This window comes from Bacillus sp. SJS, assembly GCF_000732485.2.
In the GTDB taxonomy this organism is placed as follows: domain Bacteria; phylum Bacillota; class Bacilli; order Bacillales; family Bacillaceae; genus Metabacillus_B; species Metabacillus_B sediminis.
Genome location: NZ_JAQV02000015.1, coordinates 106,047 through 122,519 on the forward strand (window position 1 = coordinate 106,047; position 16,473 = coordinate 122,519).

Sequence of the window (16,473 nt, forward strand, 5' to 3'; positions counted from 1 at the left end):
CATCCCGCCGGGCGTCTTTCCATCTTATTGAGCCGTATAGCTCTGATAATCATTGCTCTCAAGCAGATCAATCAGTTTGATGTCTTTGTTGTTATCTTTGAAATAGCGGTACGTAAAGGAATTTTCAAATAGGACAGCGTACTGGCCGTAGCGGTCCTTTACGAGCATGCTGCGGTTATCGAACTTTTTGCGGTCCACTTTTTCATCCTCGATCCAGCGGGCAATCCTGTCACCAAGAGACGTCCATTCAATTTCAACGGTGTATTCGGAACGCATGCGCTCTTCAAACACTTCGAATTGCAGCTGGCCGACAGCGCCAAGAATGATATCATCTGTAAGCTCCTGGCGGAAAAGCTGAATAGCGCCTTCCTGTACAAGCTGATCAATTCCTTTTTTGAATTGCTTCGATTTCATAACATTCTTCGCCCGGACCTTTTTAAACATTTCGGGCGGGAACTGCGGAAGCTCTTCATATTCAAACCGGTCTTTACCCGCTACGAGCGTATCCCCGATTTGATAGGCATTCGGGTCATAGATTCCGATGATATCACCTGGATAAGCAATGTCCACTGTTTCCCGGTCTCCTGCCATGAAGGATTGCGACTGCGCAAGCTTAATGACTTTATTCGTTCTGCTTAATGTTACGTTCATTCCGCGTTCGAACGTACCGGAGCAGATACGCAGGAAAGCGATCCGGTCTCTATGCTTTGTATTCATGTTTGCCTGTATTTTAAATACGTATCCGGAGAAATCCTCTTTTTCAGGCTCGACAAAGCCTTCGTTCGTACGGCGCGGCTGAGGTGAAGCGGCAAATTGAAGAAACGTATCAAAGAAGGTCTGAACTCCAAAGTTGGACAAGGCGCTTCCGAAAAATACAGGGGTCAATTCGCCTTTTCTCACTCGTTCAGGATCAAAGTCGTTACCGGCTTCATTTAGGAGTTCAAGCTCTCCCAGTGTATCCTGATAGGTTGGGTTTTCATAAATATCCGCTGCTTTTTCTTCAATTTCATTTACTTTAAAAACGGTCTCTTCTTCATTCCCGTTGAAACGGACAAATGATTCGGAATAGCGGTCATAAATACCGAGGAAGCGTTTCCCCATTCCTACCGGCCAGTTCATTGGATAGGACTCAATGCCGAGTACCTCTTCGATTTCCGCCAGGAGTTCAAGCGGGTCGCGGCCTTCACGGTCCAGCTTGTTCATGAATGTGAAAATAGGAATTCCGCGCATCCGGCATACTTTAAACAGCTTAATCGTTTGCGGCTCTACCCCTTTTGTTGAGTCGATAATCATAACCACACTGTCCACAGCCGTCAGAGTACGGTACGTATCTTCACTGAAGTCTTCATGTCCGGGAGTGTCGAGAATATTTACGTGAAATTCATGATATGGGAAGCTCATTACACTTGATGTTACAGAGATTCCACGCTTTTTCTCAATTTCCATCCAGTCGGAAGCTGCGAATTTACCTGATTTCTTTCCTTTTACGGTACCCGCTGAGCGGATCACGTTTCCGAAGAGAAGCAGTTTTTCTGTTAATGTTGTTTTCCCGGCATCCGGGTGGGAAATAATCGCAAACGTTTTGCGTTTATTAATTTCCTGTTTTAAGTTCATGTATATACCTCGTTCTATATCAGTTTATTCAGCTCTTAAAAAAGAGTCGGGTTCAAAGATCAAGATGCACTTCAAAAAATATACCATAAATGAAGGTTAAAAAGCTATCGGGTCCGGCGCCCAATTATCATATTCCACATCCGCTAAATTGTCTCAATTTTTTGATTTTAAGAGCTTGCGGGGTTATACTTCAACTGAAAATACTATAACCAGAGGAGCGGATGACGATGGAAAAAAGGAAGCTGGGTTCTTTAGAGGTTTCTGCCCTGGGTCTGGGCTGTATGGGAATGTCAGAGTTTTACGGGGAAACAAACCGCACGGAATCAATTGAAACCATTCAGCTGGCGTTTGAACTCGGACAGAACTTCTTTGATACGGCTAACGTGTATGGAAACGGCAAAAATGAAGAACTCGTTGGCGAAGCACTTAAGCCCATTCGCAAAAATGCAGTGCTGGCTACCAAATTCGGCATCGTCAGGGACGAAAACGGCCGTCCTGGAGGAGTTAACGGGCGCCCTGAATATGTGAAAAAATCTGCAGAAGAGAGCTTGAAGCGTCTGCAAACCGATTACATTGATTTATATTATCTCCATCGTCCCGATCCTGAAACACCGATCGAGGAATCAGTTGGGGCAATGGCTGAACTTGTGAAAGAAGGGAAAGTGCTGCATCTTGGGTTATCAGAGGTTTCAGCCGAAACACTCCGCCGCGCTTCCGCCGTTCACCCTATCTCGGCCCTGCAAACGGAGTATTCTCTCTGGAGCCGTGATGTAGAAGAGATTATACCGGCAGCGCGTGAGCTCGGTACAGGAATCGTAGCTTACAGTCCGCTTGGAAGAGGATTTTTGACCGGACAATTCAATCAGTTCGAAGATTTTGCAGAGAATGATTTCAGGCGCTTCCTCCCCCGTTTTCAAGGAGACAACTTCAAACGCAACCTTGATTTAGCAGAGGAAGTGCATCAGCTTGCTGAAAAGAAAAAGGCGAGGTCCTCTCAAATTGCACTGGCGTGGCTTTTGCATAAGGGAAAGGATATTGTTCCGATTCCCGGTACAAAGAGAAGAACCTATGCTAAAGAAAACATTGATTCTGTCAAAATCGAGCTTACTCAAGAAGAGATGGACATGCTCGATACATTGGCTGGAAGAACAGCAGGCGAAAGATACGATGAGCAAGGTATGAGAGGGATTAATAGATAATGTAAAAATAGGGGCGGCCGGCAACCGCCTCTATTTTTAATGGAATGGAAGGATTTCCGGCGGGCTTTGTCAAAGTTTCTATAATGAAATGGAGGAATGAACGTGTCAGCATCCTTAACAGAACTGCTTCGCATCAATTATCCCATCATCCAGGCGCCCATGGCAGGAGGCATTACCGGCCCGGAACTGGTTTGTGCTGTGTCCCGCTCAGGCTGCCTCGGCTCAATCGGTGCAGGCTATATGGCCCCCGGAGACCTTTCAGCATTAATCCGGGACATCAAAAAAAACATCCAGCAGCCCTATGCCGTCAACCTTTTTGTGCCTGAACATCCTGAAGCACCCCAGAGTGATATTCAAAATGCGTTTGAAGCATTGCGTGTTTTTCGTGATGAACTGCATATAAAAGAAGATCCCCCAACATTTAATGAAGGAACCAGCAAGTATGAGGAGCAGATTGAAATGGTTTTAAAAGAAAAGGTTCCTGTTTGCTCCTTTACCTTTGGCATGCCGGCAAAACACATGATCAAGGAGTTAAAGAATAACGGATCCATCGTTATTGGCACGGCTACTTCCGTGATGGAAGCCATTCTTCTTGAAGAACAAGGTGTTGATGCCATCGTTGCTCAAGGAAGTGAAGCGGGCGGACACCGCGGTACTTTTTCAGGTCCTCCCACTCACCATATGCTGGGGTTAATGTCTCTCATTCCGCAGATTTGCGATTTTGTTAAAATACCTGTCATTGCAGCTGGCGGAATTATGGATGCACGGGGATATAGAGCGGCACTTTGCTTAGGAGCGCAGGGCGTTCAAATGGGAACGGCTTTTCTAACGGCATTTGAGAGCGCCGCTCATCCTGCATACAAAGAAGCCGTATTAAATGCACGTGAAGACCAGGTAGTCGTTACGGATGCTTTCTCAGGAAAAGAGGCACGCGGAATTAAAAATCAGTTCATATATGAGATGGAAAACGAAACAAGAATTCTTCCCTACCCGCTTCAAAATGATTTAACAAAGACAATCCGAAAAGCGGCAGCAGAGCAAAATAACGCAGAGTATATGTCATTATGGTGCGGACAAAGCCCGAGGCTGAGCCGCAGCCAGTCTGTAGAAAGCCTGGTTCAATCGATCTTATCTGTCTCAAAGGATGTGACACTATGATTGTTGCCTTTATACAGCCTGAAGAAGTGATCCCGCTCAGGCAAAAGCTCCTTCGCCCCGGCCAGCCCAAAGACGCTTGCCGCTACGAAAATGATGATAAGGAAAGCTCCTTTCACCTGGGGTGCTATGAAGATGAACTCTTAATCAGCATCGCGAGCTTTTCTGAAGAAGTTACTCCGCTTCTGCCAGGGGATCATCAATACCGCTTGCGTGGCATGGCTACCCTCCCGCAATACCGGAACCGAAAGGCAGGCAGCTCTTTGCTTACTAAAGCGGAACAGGTGCTCGCCGAAAGAAAAGCAGATTTGTGGTGGTGCAATGCAAGAACAAGTGTTGAAGCGTATTACTTAAAGCAGGGATTGCATCCGGTTGGTGGAGTTTTCGAAATAGAAGGAATCGGACCTCATCAGGTCATGTATAAACAACTGAAATAAGCGATCCTGCACCAGATCGCTTATTTCATTGGCTATGTTAAAGCATGGTATTGGTTTAAAACGCCTGTTGATTGGAGTGGAAGCCGTGAGACTTGTGCTTTAGAGCAGCGTGACAGGTGAGACCCCGCAGGCGCAAAGCGGCGGGAAGGCTCAAGCAGCCCGCCCAAGGATAAGCGAACGCCTGAATCAACAGCCAAGTTTAACAGAGCTATTTCATTAAATGGCTAGCTCCTCTTTACTATCCAACTGTGTTTTATAAAGCTCAAAATACAACCCTTTATTCCCGATTAATTCTGCATGGGTTCCTTCATCTATAATGCTCCCATTCTCCATTACAAAAATTCGGTCTGAGTCATAGATTGTTGAGAGCCTGTGGGCAATGACAATTCTTGTACAGCCCATTTCCTTCAGGTAATCCCCGACAAGCGCTTCATTGATTGAATCCAGCGAGCTCGTTGCCTCATCTAAAATAATCACCTTAGGCTGGCTGATCAGAGCCCGTGCTAAAGCAATCCTCTGTCTTTGTCCGCCCGACAGGTTCATTCCCATTTCAGAAACCAGCGTATGGTACCCCATTGGCATGCTTTCAATTTCCTCAGCAATTTGCGCAACAGAAGCCGCTTTTTGGATATCCTCCATTGTGACGTCCTCTTTGTTCATTTTGATATTCTCCATAATGGAGTTGTTAAAAAGATTGATATCCTGCGGAACGATTCCCATTTGCTGACGAAGCTCCTGCTTATTATAGCGGCCAAGCTCGATGTCATCATAATAAATTTCACCTTCTGTAGGCATATACAGCCCCAGCAGAATCTTGCTCAGCGTGCTTTTTCCGGAGCCGGATGGACCCACAATCGCCACCTTTTCCCCACGTTTAATATGCATGCTGATTTTCTTCACTACTTTTTCTGAGTGCTTTGTGTAAGAAAAAGAAACATCCGAGAGTTTAATATCCCCGGTAATTTGAGCTCCGGCAGGCTTCTCGGGATTTTCCTCTGTTTCTGAATCCGTAATATCCCTTACTCTTTCTAAATAGGCATTGGCGAGCAGAAAATTATTGTACGTTTGAAAGATTGATACACCAACGGCAAAGAATGTGATCGACAGTGTATGAAAAGCGATCATTTCTCCAAGCGAAATGCTTTTCTGAGCAAATAGATAGATTCCTATAAGCAAAATCAGCAGCGGAGACAGTGTTTGAATGGTTGTTTGCACAGAGGTGTAGGAATTTTGAATCTCCGAACGTTTTTTAAACTTTTGCAGTGCCCGGTTGAATTGATGGTTCCAATTCTTATAAACGGTATCCTCCAGCCCGGTCGTTTTGACTCCGAGGATGGAATAAAGAGCTTCGACCTGAATGGTTTGCAGCTTGCTGTTTTCGGCAATTTCATGCTGATTTGCCTCCAGAATGTGAGGTCTTGTATACATGGTTAAGGCACCGTTTATAAAAAATAAAATAAGGGCTGCCCCCGCAAGGACTGGTGAGCTGTACAGCATATACATGAGAATAAAAAAGATGGATCCAAAATCAATAAGGCCTTTGATTAGCTGTTCTGACAGTAAATCACGGATAATGTGCAAGCTGTTCATCCGGAACAAAATATCTCCAAATGAACGGACCTCAAAAAATTTATACGGAACCCGAAGCAGATGCATAAACGTTTTCCCCATCAGCGATTTTTCCAAAACCATCTGAAAGCTGATTAAATTCTTTCCTCTTATATAAATGAGGAGACCGAAAAAAGCAATCAGTCCCGCTGCCGTCCCAATCAAAGAATTGAGCTGGCTGAATTTATTCTTCATGACCACTTCATCGATCAAATATTGGACCGCGATCGGAATGGAAAGAGTAAACAGGTAAGTTATGAAGGAAAGTAAAACGATTTTCAAAAAAAGATACTTATGATGAAACACATCAGAGAAAAAGGAGTACCAGATGTTTTCTTTTTTCCTTACTGGAACGAACTCATCAGAAGGCTTGACGGTTACTGCATAGTTCGAAAAAGACTGGTGCAGTTCTTCCCTCGTCAGTTTCTTCCGGCCAAAAGCGGGATCTACAATCACGGCCTTCGATGGTCCGATTTCTTCTAAAATGACATAGTGATTGTCATTCCAATATAATATGGCGGGAAGCTCCAGCTGCCAAAGACCTTCGAACTCGGTTTTGTACACATGGGTTTCGAATTTTAAGGAAAGAAGCAGGGAATTAAGCTGGTAAAGAGTCAGTCCGTCTCTTCCTGCTTCAATAAAGTCCCTCAGTTCACTCAGCGAGCTCTGGCTTTTGTAGTATCTCGTGATCATAGCTGCGCAGCATAAGCCGCATTCCGTCTGCTGCATCTGGGGAATATACGGAATTTTTCTCTTCCTATGATGAATGCCCAATTTCGTTTCCCACCCCTCTGTATGGCATAACATCCAAAGAAAGCACAGATGGATAGACTGGATTCTGAAGCCTGAGCAGCGAATATCCGATACCTGAAAAACCAAGCATAAAACCCATCAATCCACCCGAAGGATTCAATCCATAACGAAAGCCTTCTTCACTAAGCGTGAAAAGATGACGGTCTCCAAGCCTTCGCGCACTTTCAAGAAGTTCCTGGTCTCCGAGGATTCCGGCTGCTACGAGGAGAATATCCAGATTTCCGAAGATCCCGTGACAAAGACTGTGATTGGAATCCGCCTCAAATCCATCCTTCACTACTTTTTCGAGCGCGCGTTCAGCATCCCGTATTAGCTCCTCGTCTGTCCTGGCTGCTAAAACCACCATTTTCGCTCTCGCTAAACCGATTCCTGCTGCCCCATGGCACCAGAAAACGAGATCCTGATCTTCTTCAGGTGTTCTTAAATCTCTCCAATTTCCTGTTTCATCTCGAAAATACGAATTTTCCTTAGCAACCAGTTCTTTAGCCGCTTCTGAATATTTTTCCTCCCCTGCCGCTTTGCCAAGGAAAGAAAGGGCGTAAGCATATCCGGCTAATCCATGGGAAAAGCCTGTTAGAAAATCAGTTTTTTTCCTGCTTTCAAGAAAAAGATGTTCTCCCATGCGGCATGCAAGAACCAGAAGCTCCTCTTCCTTTTCCTGTTCATACATATTTAAAAGACAGACGATTAATCCGGAAAGACCGCCGATCCAGTCGAGCTCTGTTTCAGAATTCAGTTTTATGTCCGATAGCATTTTCACATATGTCCGGTATTGTTCATATAGCTTCTGGTCATTCCATAAAACAGACAGGTTGTAGGACAAATAAAGCAATGAACCCAATCCGGAGTATACAGAGTGCGTCCGCTCTTCTTCCTTTAACGGCCACAGCTCCTCAAGTCCCCCGAGCGCTCCCCTTGCTAAAATCCTGTATCTTTCGTCACCCGTTTCTTCAGCCAAGGCAGCGAGAAATAAAACGGCACCGGCGCCTTCATATAAGGAATCATTTATTGGCCCGAGGTGGAGCTTGTCTTCCCTTCCTAAATTAGGGGAAAGCCATGTGCAGCTCGTTCGCTTGCTGTTCCAGATTGCGCGTTCCAAAAGAAGATCCCCAAGCTGAATGGCAGCATCGAGCGGACTTGCCGGTAAATGAAGGAGCTTTTCTTCATTCACCATCTCCGCTTGATTTTCCTGATGACGGCCGCCCCAATTTTTATCAAGCTTTGATAAAACGGACATTCGAATGTAGGAAATCTGCTTCTTACAGTCCATCATGCTAACTTCCGCTATTCTTTTAACGAGCAAATCTTTCAATGAATATTCATAGTAATTCCTTGCACAGATCTCACGGCCGGCATGCAGGTGCAGTCCTGAAAATTCCGCAGTAAAATACGGAACGTCGTTTCTCATTAACGACTCGATCTCAGCCAGGTTTTTTGCCGCCGTTTCCTCTGTTTCGTGTTCCCTGAGGTAGGAAAATAAAGCATTTCGATCTTCTATGCTGCGCATATAGCCGGGATGTCCGGCTGCCTCCAGAAAGCGTCCATATATGTGAGTCGCTCTCAGTACCTGCCTGTATGTCCCGTTAAACATCTCAATCCGTCTAATGAGTTCATCCTTGTGCTTTTCGACTGTTTGGTATCCATCCGTAAAGCCCTGTTCCATACTGTTCAAATAATCAGCGGCCCGAACGGTTTCTCCATTCAATCTAGTAATATTCTGATTGCTTTCAGAAACAAAGAAATCCGGAGTGAATCGTATTTCATCGGTACCTGGATTGATAAGCTGATAGGTGATCACGCGGTCTGACGTTTCCCCGCCATGGCCAAGCAAACCGCTCACATCAAAATCAATAGGCGACTGCTCCAGGTTTTGAGGGAGCAAAAGCGTTCCAAGAACAGAGCGATCCAGCTCCTCGAAAAAAGCGGTCATCAGTTCTCCGCTTTTCTCTCCTTGGGGTTCATGGGTAAGCAGGGTTTCCAAATCGATTACGACAGGGTACTCTCCGTTTGAAATGATGTTTTCATAATGAATGTCACTGCATTTAAGAATTTTGAATAGAGCAAGCAAGACCCCGATTCGGTAATAATAATCCGTAACCTCTTCCGTGCTCCGGCATTCCTGATAAGGGATAAACTCCTGCCATCCGTATTCTCCGCAGCTGATGATGTTCGCTCCTTTTAATGGGACGCGCAGTTCCCCTTTTGACTGAACCCAGTTAAGGAGAGTATAAAAGCTTTTCTCCGGTGAAAGAGTATGAGGCTTGTACACAATTTTTCTGCCGCTGATTGTTAAGATCAGAACCGTCTGTCCGTTATTATGGGAGTCTCCCATGCTGAATTGAATATCCTCGAGCAGCATCTGTGAAACGCCGAGCATCGATTGGACAGGAAGGAGGTCAGCCAATAGCCGGTTCAGCACGTCAGAGATCAGCTGCAGCTTCGTTTTCATTTTTCCTTCTATTAAATAGATCAGCACAGGGTATTTATTAAATAGTTCAATAAAAACGTCTTTCGTCTGAAGAGATCGATGATAATCGTGATAGCGCTCTTCCTTTGTCTCCCCTTGAATCTGTCCCGATTTCTTTTTTTCATACAGGTCCGTTATAAGCGTTTTTATCGATAGATTGATGAGCTCTTCCTTTAAAGAAATAAGGCAGCGGATCATGATTTTTTCGAAGTTAATAGCTAAATCAATGGAAGGAATGGAATGGAGCAAAGCGGATAGGTCTTGTTCAAAGGAGCGGATGAAGGGTGTATAAAAATCATCAAATAGACCCGTTTCATTAAAATGATTGGCATAAGGGGTGTTTTCATAGGTTTGATGGATTATTTTCTCCGCAAATCGCTGTTCAGGAGTTATAATGGTTTTCATAGCATCTGGTAACCTCTCACAATTAGATTCGTAAAAATTGGCATATGTATCGTAAAACAAGGGTATGATCATAGTGAACGGTTCCTTCGCTGGCCTGCAAACCGGAAGGAACCGAACCTGTCCTTACATCAACCGCATTTAGATGTACATTTGAATGTAGAACATACTGCGATAGAAAGTGCTACTGTAGCTCCGCAAGCCCAAGAAGAAGTCGTAATGGTTGCAGTACCTCCGGCAGGGTTTTCAGCAGAAAGCTTTTTAAGCTCGCTTTCAGGGATGAAACCTGCTGGATCTTCCGTTTTATAGATTTCGATAAGTTCAAGACCTTTTTTCATTATTTTCACCTCCCTTCAAGTTAGGTAAGATCCTTGCGATTCAGGAAATAGACGGCCAATGCTGCAAAGATCATTCCCGATAGAATAAGACCGGTCACCTCCGCCTGATTCCATGCAGGTTGATGAATGACATTGCTTGCTGAGTAAAAAGGGATGTACTCAACCGCTCTCACAAGCCCCGAGAATTTTGAGACGGCCATCCCGATTACCGCCGGCAGCAGAAAGAAAAATCCGATGGCAGAGAATAAAGATGCGATTGTATGAGAAGACAGGACTGTCCACAAAAGGACAAAGCTCCCCACACAAAAGGTATAAACCAAGTATCTGCCAATCACTCCTGTCAGTTCAAGCACTGCATGTAATGCAGTCAGCTCTCCCATTACTCCTAAAAAAATGACTCCAATCATGCCGCTTACAAGCCCCATCAGCAATCCAAGGCCAAGAAGACTCACAATCTTTGAAAAGAGAATCTCCATCCTTGAATAACGATTCGTAAAAAGAATGGCAGAGGTCTTAAACTGAAATTCATCTCCCAGTGATTTTGCTGCAAAAACGATCAGCACATACTGCGCTATATCCGCAAAAAATGCATATACATTTCGTTTTCCAAACGATTCAGGGTTGAGAAATGCTACATAGGCAATCGCGCATGAGAAAAGCGAGGCCAGGATTACACCAAGATAAATACTTGGTTTCCTCATCAGCTTTTTCGTTTCTAATACCGCTAAATTACCCATTCTTCTCACTTCTTTCTGTCAGTTCAAAGTATTGCGTTTCCAGACTTTCCTTCCATTCATACACACTCGAAAAACCAATCCCGCGCTCGGCAATTTTTGAAATCAGAGCTTGGACCTGTTCTTTTTTTATTTGGATTCTGATCCGGTTCTGTGACAGGACAGAAGGCTCGTACCCTTCTTCCTCTAGAAAGGCAGTCAGCAGCATTTCATCATTAGACTCAAATACATAGAACACGGTATCCTGCTCTGTTTCCGTTAAGTGCAGGGTTTTGACAACTTTCCCGTTATTAAGCACGATGACCCGCTCGCAGATTTTTTCGATTTCATCAAGTGAGTGGCTAGAAATCAGCATGGCGATTTTTTTTGTCTCCGCGATGACCTTTAAATAATTTCTCAGATTCCGCATACCGGAAGGATCCAGGCCGTTTGTCGGTTCATCCAGAACGAGAAGCTTCGGATCGCCGATGAGCGCCTGGGCGATTCCAAGTCTTTGTTTCATTCCCATGGAATAATGCTTCACCTTTTTGTTTAGCGCATCTTTAATTTCCGTAAGCTCAGCCGCCTCGAAAATTTCTTCCTTCGTAATGGACTTCGTTAAAGCGCCAAAGAATTGAAGATTTTCGTAGCCGGTCATATTCGGATAGTAGCCGGGGGACTCAATCACACAGCCGATTTCCTTGCGGGAAAACTTTTTACCCGTTTTTACACTCCTGTTATTTAAAAGGATTTCTCCTTCGTAATTTTTAATTAAACCCGTAATCATTCTCATTAATGTAGTTTTTCCTGCTCCGTTGGGACCAGCCAGTCCGACAATTTCTCCTGTACCGATGGAAAAGCTGACGTTGTCTGTAACAAGCTGATTTTTAATGCTTCTGCTCACCTGATCGACTACCAGAATATTGGACATATGATCCTCCTCCTGATGGTTATTCAAACCATAAAATATCCGGAACGATAGACGGTGCATACTGCTTTAGCAGGGAATATCCAAACCCAGTTAACCCGATCATGACACTCATTGAATCGGTTCCGCGGAAAACCCCTTCCTTCCATCGCTTTGATAAGACCTGATCAAAAATCTGCTGAAAGGTCGACAGCGCCTGGCTTTGCAGCTGCTGATCACCGAAGGTTTCGGCTGCGAGCTGAACAATTGAGAGATTCCCAAGATCCCCGTGGCAATAGGATGGATTATGTCCAAACCCATTGCTCAAAGTGGTTGAAAGAGCTGTGACAATTTCCGAGTCGATCTGGTCATCGGTGTAGCCGGAACGCTTCAGCAAGAGCCTGCTTAGAAGAATGCCGGGCGCGCCATGACACCAGCCAATGGACATTCTTGTTTTTTCCGGACTTGAGTACCAGTTCCCGTGCTCCTCTGAAAATAACTCTCTTTCATAGGCTAAGGCTTGCTGGATGGTGTTCAGCACTTCCTCATCCTTTGTCAGCTCATACAGTTTTCCTAGATATGCAGCAATCCCTGCATTGCCGTGAGAAAAACCGGATCCGGGATTGGTCACATCTGATTTCCATGCAATGGATGAGCCGAAGATTTGATGGTTTTTTCTCAAATGAAGGAAATGGGTATGAGCGCAATCAAGGATAACCTCACGATCTCCTGGAGTCAGCTCCTCTTTGTATAAGGAAAGAATAGCCCCTATGCTTCCGGCAGAACCCCCGACCACGTCGTAAACCTTGTCTCCTGATGCCAGGGATTTCAGCTTATTCATATGACGAATGGCGAATTCCTTCATTTCCGGGTCCTTCAACAGCTTTCCTGTATGATAAATGGCATATAAATAACCGCTTAAACCGTTATAGGCTCCAACCAGGTATGGATGCTTAAAATCCAGGCTCTTTATTTCCTGAATCGGAGAATAAATCGTTTGAGCTGCTGCCTTCTTATATTTTTCCATCCCGGTGATCTCACCTAGACAGGCAAGAAAGACAGCGATGCCGCTGTTGCCGTTATAAAGGTCATTTCCGACAGGACCAATCGACCACGTCTCTTCCTCTTTTCCTTCCAGCATCGTGCTGATCCAGGTCCGGTCCAAACCTTCTTCTTGATCCGCAACACTCGTTTCAAGCAGGTGATCGCCAATCCGGCATGCAAGCTCAAGCCACTTTTCCGGCTCCTTTTTATCTGGTTCAAAAGAAAATTGGATCCCTGTTACTTCAGATTCAGCACTGCTCGTCTTTGCTTTAAACGACATGTCAATGATACTCAGCTGTCTTTGCAAATCCGGATCTCCCATACTCCTGATTTTGTGGGCTGCTTCCATTAGCGGGGTCCGGTTAAACGCCTCATCCATCTGGATACGTCCATTCCAGGCAATTGCATTCATATCCGTTCTCGAAGTGAAATACGGAATCGATCCGGTCATGAGATCCATTATTTCTGCTTTCAGCAAAGGTTTTTTCAATCTGCTCGCATGAATGCCGATTCTGTGAAGGAGGATTTCTCTGCTCAATTCATCCCTTAGAAAATCCGGGTGCAGAGCCGTGCTCAGCAGCTGACTGTAAACATATGTAGGCCTCGCTATGTACCTGCTTTGATTTCCCGCGAACCGATTTGAAAGCTCGGCGATCACCAGTTCCTTATTCTCCGCAATCCATTCATAAAGGGCTGTAAATCCGTCTTTGATCTCTTTTGAAAATAGTTCGGAGCGCTGAACCTCTCCCTTTAAGCTCGGATTATTTTGTTCCGAATCAAGGGTGCCGGAATGTTTTTCAATTTTGATCTCATCGGTCAAATTACCGGAAACTGTCAATGAAACAAATGGGGATGCCTGTTCATCCTCTCCGCCAAGTCCGCTGATGTCCACACTGATTTCCTTGCCATCCACTCTTTTCACAATTTTCTGCGGCAGCAATCCAGCTGAATACACAGACCGCGCAAGCTGTTCATGGGCCATGACCTCTGATGTCGAAGCAAAAGGCAAATCGACAATCACGGAATGAAACAGGGATTCAAGATCAATCGGAACAGGGTGCTCGCCGCTGGCAATCAGATTCTCATGGTGAAAATCATTGGCATTAAGGATATAAAAAACGGCAAGCTGATGACCGATTCGTTTATAAAACCGCTCCGCTCCCTCTGTATCCGTGCACTCCTCGTAAGGAACAAATTCCATCCAGCCATACTCACCCCGGTCCATAATCAAAACCGTTTTCAAAGCGAGCATATCGCCTGCCTTCTGTTCGTTCAGCCAGTCAATAAAACGCTGATAAGCAAGCTCGATCTTTACACAGCGTGGTTTGTACACAGCCTTGAATCCTGATGTAAAGCGGACGATGGAAACCGTTTGGCCGCCATTATGGTCATCTCCCAAATTGTTATCAATTGAATCGATTTTTCCAATTCCATCCTTCAGTCCGAATGCTTCCTCCAGCAGAAGCTGATCCTTTTCCGTATGTGCAGCGATTTCCAGGACAAAATTCAAGTAGTTTGCAGAAGCAGAGTCCATCATACGGGTCAATACCGTATATTCCTCATACAAAGACCCGGTAAATTCAGGCTCTTTAAGAAGGGTGCCGGTAAAGTAGAGAAAACGAGCTTCAGAGGTTTCCCCTTCGAGCTTATTTTGAAGACGGGCAATATTCACCTCTAAAATCAGGGTGCGAATCGCAAGATTATGAAGGGTTTTAAAAAGCTCCGATGCAGCCCGTATGATAAAGGTTTGCAGGGACGAAATACTCGGATAGTTTTTTAGTTTCTCTTCAAACAAATCAAGGTGATGCTTCACTACCGGCTTAAAAAAGAAATAGAAAGGGACATGGCTGAATTTCTCGTCAATAAACCAGTCCTGATTTAAATTGGATTGGAAGGTTTGCATGAATTGAGGAATATTCTCTGAAGCTGGATGCGGGGTATGTAGTCGGCTATGCAAATCATTCAGGCTTGTCATACCCACATCACCGATTACCTGTTCAAAATCCTCTGCAGTTTTAATCTCCGGATAAAGAGTCATCCAGTATTGAAGCGTATCCTGAAATTGTTCGCTGTACATGTTTGCGCTCATCATCATTTGCTCCTAACCTTGATAGAGATAGTGGCGGATCCAACCACTATCTGCAGAAAATGTAAAAATTATTGGCATGAATTCTGGCACTCTTTCGTAGCTGTACACACATAACCTTTGTTGCCTAAGTATTTACTTGCAGTTGCACATAGAGAAATCGTAATGATTGTTCCCCCAACTTGAGACATCATATCCTGAGCAGAAATCTCTTCAAGTACGTTTCCAGCAGGATTTTCTACAGATAGGGATGATTTCATTCTTAAAACCGGGTTTTTAAGAAATGCTGCTTTGTTCATCGAATTCACCTCCTCTTTTGCTGTGTTGATTTTCCGTTTTCAGGAAAAGCACACTTTATTTTTAACATCGATAAATCCTCTCTGTCTAACTCTTTTTTTTTTCTGAAAAACAGAAAAATAAGACTATCTTCCTTAATAGAAGGCCCATTTGATTCACAAATGCAAACAATCGTTACTTCCGTACATGACAAATATATAAAAATATTTGTAATATCCTGTCAAAATGAGACAAACTATTTATTTTTATGATGATATGGGTCTGATTTTACAAAAAAGGGGAACTGCCATATAATATAAAAAATCCTTTTCACTTTGTCTAAAGCAACAGGATTTTTTCCAATTTCACTGTCGAACGGATGGATGGTGAAGGGGTATTTCTGATCATTGATTCTCCCTCAGTCGCTGCAGAATTTCACCGCTAGGAATCTTGCTTTAAGTAATCCATTTACCATCAAGGCTTTCTATAAAAAAATGATATAGCCGGACGAGCTTATTTTTCCCACAATTGGAAAAAATGACTTAAGTCACTCCGTCTTTTGATTGATGATTTTTAATCAATATCAGATTATCCTTAAGGTAAGAAAAAGAAGGAGGCGTCTTTTCATGTCATTAGAAATGTGGATCGCGATTGGATTAGCGCTGTTTAGCGGGGTTGCTGGAAGCGTTTATATGAACAACAAAAAAAAGCGATAAAAAAAGCCCGCTACTCTTCAAGCTCGAGTAATGGGCCGGCAAGCTAGTTAATTTCGAGATGTTTTGTGCAGTTATAAAGCCCGCATGACCACTTAGAGTCATCCAGCAGAAGATGGGTGATCGAAGTATTTTTTAGCGGTTCGCTTTCTTCATTCATCGGCGTTAATTCCTTTAGGAGATGTCTGATAAATGAACCATGTGTCACCATGAGAATGTTCTTGCCGGGATGCTTTTCCAAAAGCTCTTCAACAAATTCTACTCCTCTTTTTGTTACCTGGCCCGACTGCTCTCTGCCCAGGTCAAGTTCTCTCCACCCAGTTCCCCATTTTTCCACACGTTCAGCTTCTGTTGTGCCTTCAATTTCCCCGCCACCGGTTTCCCGGATGCGTTCATCTGTTACTACCTCTAGACCACCGAGCTTTTTACTGATAAAATCCGCCGTTTGTTTTGCACGGAGCAGCGGACTTGAATAAAGGAGATCCCAGTCCTCTTCCTTAAGCCGTTCTGCCAGCATTTCTGCTTCTTTAAGTCCTTGTTCATGAAGCGGAATATCGGAGCTGCCCTGCGCTCTTCCTTCCATATTCCATTCTGTTAGGCCATGTCTGACAATTCCTAGCTTAGTCATCATTTCACTCCATTCATTGATTTTCTTCCATGTTATAGACTATTTTATCCCTTTCGGACGGACAAGTCTTCAT

At 44.3% G+C, this 16,473-nt stretch carries 12 protein-coding genes; 3 read left to right on the forward strand and 9 right to left on the reverse strand.

The features are described 5' to 3' along the window. Nucleotides 1-24 precede the first annotated feature (24 nt). A complete protein-coding gene (locus AS29_RS07645) occupies nt 25-1,614 on the reverse strand; it encodes a peptide chain release factor 3 (protein WP_035404652.1) in 1,590 nt (529 codons plus the stop codon). 227 nt (nt 1,615-1,841) lie between these two features. On the opposite strand from AS29_RS07645, the gene AS29_RS07650 reads away from it, so the two are divergent. From AS29_RS07650 to AS29_RS07660, 3 genes are all read left to right on the forward strand, one after another. Next, on the forward strand, nt 1,842-2,813 hold the full coding sequence (locus AS29_RS07650) for an aldo/keto reductase (protein WP_035404654.1): 972 nt from the start codon (nt 1,842-1,844) through the stop codon (nt 2,811-2,813). A 96-nt stretch (nt 2,814-2,909) separates the two neighbouring features. Continuing rightward, nucleotides 2,910-3,971 carry an NAD(P)H-dependent flavin oxidoreductase gene (locus AS29_RS07655; protein ID WP_035404656.1) on the forward strand — a complete coding sequence of 354 codons (1,062 nt, stop codon included), beginning with the start codon at nt 2,910-2,912 and terminating at the stop codon, nt 3,969-3,971. Continuing rightward, complete coding sequence (locus AS29_RS07660) at nt 3,968-4,405, forward strand: GNAT family N-acetyltransferase (RefSeq protein WP_051860506.1); 438 nt, start codon at nt 3,968-3,970, stop codon at nt 4,403-4,405. The genes AS29_RS07655 and AS29_RS07660 overlap by 4 nt, the downstream gene beginning before the upstream one ends. 216 nt (nt 4,406-4,621) lie before the next feature. On the opposite strand, the gene AS29_RS07665 is transcribed toward AS29_RS07660, so the two are convergent. From AS29_RS07665 to AS29_RS07700, 8 genes are all read right to left on the reverse strand, one after another. Next, the gene (locus tag AS29_RS07665) at nt 4,622-6,787 is read right to left on the reverse strand and encodes a peptidase domain-containing ABC transporter (RefSeq protein ID WP_051860507.1); all 2,166 of its coding nucleotides are present in this window, start codon (nt 6,785-6,787) and stop codon (nt 4,622-4,624) included. Next, nucleotides 6,771-9,698: a type 2 lanthipeptide synthetase LanM family protein gene (locus AS29_RS07670; RefSeq protein ID WP_035404658.1), complete on the reverse strand. Its 2,928-nt coding sequence runs from the start codon at nt 9,696-9,698 to the stop codon at nt 6,771-6,773. Before AS29_RS07670 ends, AS29_RS07665 begins: the two co-directional genes overlap by 17 nt. 128 nt (nt 9,699-9,826) lie before the next feature. Next, a complete protein-coding gene (locus AS29_RS07675) occupies nt 9,827-10,033 on the reverse strand; it encodes a class II lanthipeptide, LchA2/BrtA2 family (protein WP_035404660.1) in 207 nt (68 codons plus the stop codon). Between the two features lie 20 nt (nt 10,034-10,053). Continuing rightward, on the reverse strand, nt 10,054-10,770 hold the full coding sequence (locus AS29_RS07680) for an ABC transporter permease (protein ID WP_035404662.1): 717 nt from the start codon (nt 10,768-10,770) through the stop codon (nt 10,054-10,056). Beyond that, nucleotides 10,763-11,677 (reverse strand): ABC transporter ATP-binding protein, encoded by a 915-nt coding sequence (locus AS29_RS07685; protein WP_035404664.1) that lies wholly within the window; start codon nt 11,675-11,677, stop codon nt 10,763-10,765. Before AS29_RS07685 ends, AS29_RS07680 begins: the two co-directional genes overlap by 8 nt. Nucleotides 11,678-11,696: 19 nt before the next feature. Then, entirely contained in the window at nt 11,697-14,786 is a 3,090-nt protein-coding gene (locus AS29_RS07690; protein ID WP_035404666.1) for a type 2 lanthipeptide synthetase LanM family protein, read from the reverse strand. Nucleotides 14,787-14,854: 68 nt separating this feature from the next. After that, nucleotides 14,855-15,082, reverse strand: a complete 228-nt coding sequence (locus AS29_RS07695) for a plantaricin C family lantibiotic (RefSeq protein WP_035404668.1) — start codon at nt 15,080-15,082, stop codon at nt 14,855-14,857. Nucleotides 15,083-15,818: 736 nt separating this feature from the next. Further along, complete coding sequence (locus tag AS29_RS07700; RefSeq protein ID WP_035404670.1) at nt 15,819-16,400, reverse strand: histidine phosphatase family protein; 582 nt, start codon at nt 16,398-16,400, stop codon at nt 15,819-15,821. Nucleotides 16,401-16,473 lie beyond the last annotated feature (73 nt).

Excerpts from the sequence above, each read along its gene's own strand:
- AS29_RS07645 (WP_035404652.1), bottom strand. The coding sequence starts at position 1,614 with ATGAACTTAAAACAGGAAATTAATAAACGCAAAACGTTTGCGATTATT.
- AS29_RS07650 (WP_035404654.1), top strand. The coding sequence starts at position 1,842 with ATGGAAAAAAGGAAGCTGGGTTCTTTAGAGGTTTCTGCCCTGGGTCTG.
- AS29_RS07655 (WP_035404656.1), top strand. The coding sequence starts at position 2,910 with ATGAACGTGTCAGCATCCTTAACAGAACTGCTTCGCATCAATTATCCC.
- AS29_RS07660 (WP_051860506.1), top strand. The coding sequence starts at position 3,968 with ATGATTGTTGCCTTTATACAGCCTGAAGAAGTGATCCCGCTCAGGCAA.
- AS29_RS07670 (WP_035404658.1), bottom strand. The coding sequence starts at position 9,698 with ATGAAAACCATTATAACTCCTGAACAGCGATTTGCGGAGAAAATAATC.
- AS29_RS07675 (WP_035404660.1), bottom strand. The coding sequence starts at position 10,033 with ATGAAAAAAGGTCTTGAACTTATCGAAATCTATAAAACGGAAGATCCA.
- AS29_RS07680 (WP_035404662.1), bottom strand. The coding sequence starts at position 10,770 with ATGGGTAATTTAGCGGTATTAGAAACGAAAAAGCTGATGAGGAAACCA.
- AS29_RS07685 (WP_035404664.1), bottom strand. The coding sequence starts at position 11,677 with ATGTCCAATATTCTGGTAGTCGATCAGGTGAGCAGAAGCATTAAAAAT.
- AS29_RS07690 (WP_035404666.1), bottom strand. The coding sequence starts at position 14,786 with ATGAGCGCAAACATGTACAGCGAACAATTTCAGGATACGCTTCAATAC.
- AS29_RS07695 (WP_035404668.1), bottom strand. The coding sequence starts at position 15,082 with ATGAACAAAGCAGCATTTCTTAAAAACCCGGTTTTAAGAATGAAATCA.
- AS29_RS07700 (WP_035404670.1), bottom strand. The coding sequence starts at position 16,400 with ATGACTAAGCTAGGAATTGTCAGACATGGCCTAACAGAATGGAATATG.